The sequence below is a fragment of the Pseudomonas sp. AGC41 genome, assembly GCF_057334555.1.
Map to the genome: position 1 here is coordinate 103,659 of NZ_JBHFJB010000136.1, position 2,911 is coordinate 106,569.

The window sequence follows — 2,911 nt, forward strand, 5'->3', positions numbered from 1 at the left end:
GTGTCAGTCGCCATCAATGTCGGCCGATACATCGCTTTCGCGAGCAGGCTCGCTCCTACAGGGGTCATGTGTTGAGTCCGAGACTCAGGTCAGGCCAGGTTCGCCTCAGTCGCCGGCACGATCAGGATGCCCGCGCGCAAGCCATTCTTGACCTTGGGATTGGGGAAGATGATCCGCGCGCCTTCTTCTTCGATCACCCAACGGGTCTGGGCGATGTCTTCGGCCAGGACGTAACCTTTTTCAAGCTCCGAGAAGTTCTCGATATCCACCGGCAGGTTCAGGCGGAAGCTGTCGCTGTGCTTGATGATTTCCCGCGCCACGCTGAACAGTTGCAGACCGTCCAGGCTGTCGTCCAGCTCCGGCTCGTTGCCCTCAATGATCTGATGCAGGCGGGTTTCCAGCAGATTCACATCGACACCACCGTTCTGCCCGAACGGCCGGGCCTTGCCCAGTTCCAGGGTGAAGGACTCGGCGCCCAGCTGGTCGTAGGTGTAGGCGCTGAAGACGATGGACGGTTTGTTCTGCAGCAACACCGCTTCCATGCCCGCCGCGCGCAGGCGCGCCAGCTCGCGACGTGAGTGTTGGCGACCCTCCTTCCAGGGGTACAGGGCGAACTGCTCGATCTTCGAACCGCGAATGGCGGTGTGCAAGTCGTAGTGCAGACGGCTGCGGTCCGGCACGCTGAAGAAACTCGCGGCCAGCCGTTCCAGCTCACAGGCGCGCAACGCCTCGGGGCCGCCGCTCAGTTCGTGGCGGCCGTTGAACAGCCGGTTGACGTCCTGCTCGACAAAACGCTCGCCGCGACGAATCGCCTCGGGATTGCCGAACAGAAAAAGAATGCGTGCCCGCGGCTTCAGGTCGCCACGTGCAATGTCGTGCAGCAGGCGATCGAGCAACTCGATCGGCGCGGTTTCATTGCCATGGATACCGGCCGACAGCAGCAGGTCCAGGCCGTTGTCCCGGGCTTCGGGCGGCTTGACCTCCAGCGCGCCCTCGCTCAACCAGCGCATCCGTACGCCTTCGACAGTCAGTTGAGTCTTCTCCGCCGGTTCGCGGCCGGCGAGGGTCAGTTCAAGCAGTTTGCCGAGGGCGAGCATAGCGCGGTTTCCTTAGTGGTCGTGGCCGCAGTCAGGGCCATGGACGTGGTCGTCATCGCCGATGTCGGCCGGTTCCATTTCCAGTTGCAGGCTGACCAGATTGGTCGCCAATGGACGCAGCAAGAGGTTGGCGTATTCCGCGTCCCCTTCCTCGACGTCGACGCCGATCAACAGCTGGCCGCGGCCGTCCTGCTGGATCCACAGCTCCTTGCCCTGCCACATCACCGCGACGCGGGTGCAGGAGGTTTCCAGTTGCGTGCCGTCGGTGTCTTCCAGGATAAGCTGCAGGGTATCGCTCATGTCTTTACATTCTCGTCGGGGGATAAGGCAACGCGCCCTGCCTTGACTGTAGTCAGGACGCGCGCGCTTTCAATTGATCTGGAAAGGATAAACCGAGCCAAGTTTAAGGATTTGTGTCAGCTCATCCAGTGCCGACCGGCATTCAAGCAACAATTGCGGGTCCGCCAGGTCGTTTTCGGTCATGCGGTCGCGGTAATGGCGCTCGACCCATTGGGTCAACGACTCATACAGCGGCGCGGTCATGATAACCCCTGGGTTGACGGCCGCCAGTTCGGTTTCGTTAAGCGCCACGCGCAACCTCAGGCAAGCGGGGCCGCCGCCGTTCTGCATGCTTTGCTTGAGATCGAAGACCTTCACTTCGCGAATCACCCCGCCAGACCCCGTCAGGCCTTGCAGGTATTTCCAGACGCGTTCGTTGCCACGGCATTCTTCCGGCACGATCAACAGCATCGAGCCGTCGGCACGGGACAGCAACTGGCTATTGAACAGGTAGGAACGTACCGCATCATCCACGGTGACCGCCGAACGCGGTACGCACACTGGCTGAAATTTCCCACCGACCTTGGCGATTTTATCGCTCAGCTCGGCCAGCATCTTGTCCGTGTCGAGGAAGGCGTCCTCGTGGTAGAACAACACTTCGCCATTACCGACCGCGATCACGTCGTTGTGGAAGACGCCCTGGTCGATCACCGCCGGGTTCTGTTGCGCGTAGACCACGCCCTCCTCCCGCAGACCGTGCAGGCGCGCAACCGCCTGGGACGCTTCGAGGGTCTGGCGCGCCGGGTATTTCTGTGGCGACGGGTAACGGCTGTCGAAGGCGCTGCGGCCGAAGACAAAAAACTCGACGCCGGCCTCGCCATAGGCGCGGCAGAATCGCGTGTGGTTGGCCGCGCCCTCGTCGCCGAACTGCGCCACCGCGGGCAGCGCGGCGTGATGGGCGAAGTGCTGCTGGTCGGCGAACATCGCGCCCAACACCCGGCTGGTGGTCGGGTGCTCGATGCTGCGGTGGTACTTGCAATTGAGGTTGGCGGCGGTGAAATGCACGCGGCCATCACCGGTATCGGCGCTCGGGCTGACGGTGGCGGCGTTGGCCACCCACATGCTCGAGGCCGAGCAACTGGCGACCAGCAGCGGCATCGCCTCTTTCGCGGCGTGCTGGATGACCTGCGCGTCAGTGCCGGCAAAACCCAAGCGACGCAAGGCCGCCACGTCCGGCCGCTCCTGCGGCGCCAGCACGCCCTGCTGGAAACCCATCTCCATCAGCGCCTTCATTTTCGCCAGGCCTTGCAGCGCCGCCTCCTTGGGGTTGGAGGATTGCTGGCTGTTGCTCTGGGACGCGACGTTGCCGTACGAGAGCCCGCCGTAGTTATGGGTCGGCCCCACTAGACCGTCAAAGTTGACTTCATAGGATTTCATCAGCGAGGCTCCACGAGAATCTGTTTTTTATAGGCATCAATAACAATTGCGGCGCCCCTTCGCGAGCAGGCTCGCTCCCACAGGGTTTTGCGCAATCC

3 protein-coding genes are annotated in these 2,911 nt (G+C 62.5%); all 3 read right to left on the reverse strand.

The annotated features are described in order from the left end of the window. Nucleotides 1-89: 89 nt before the first annotated feature. Nucleotides 90-1,097 (reverse strand): succinylglutamate desuccinylase, encoded by a 1,008-nt coding sequence (gene astE / locus ACE04F_RS22410; RefSeq protein WP_486109973.1) that lies wholly within the window; start codon nucleotides 1,095-1,097, stop codon nucleotides 90-92. Between the two features lie 12 nt (nucleotides 1,098-1,109). After that, on the reverse strand, nucleotides 1,110-1,397 hold the full coding sequence (locus tag ACE04F_RS22415; RefSeq protein WP_305499345.1) for a topoisomerase II: 288 nt from the start codon (nucleotides 1,395-1,397) through the stop codon (nucleotides 1,110-1,112). A 69-nt stretch (nucleotides 1,398-1,466) separates the two neighbouring features. Continuing rightward, nucleotides 1,467-2,813 (reverse strand): N-succinylarginine dihydrolase, encoded by a 1,347-nt coding sequence (gene astB, locus ACE04F_RS22420; RefSeq protein WP_486109974.1) that lies wholly within the window; start codon nucleotides 2,811-2,813, stop codon nucleotides 1,467-1,469. Between the last annotated feature and the right edge of the window lie 98 nt (nucleotides 2,814-2,911).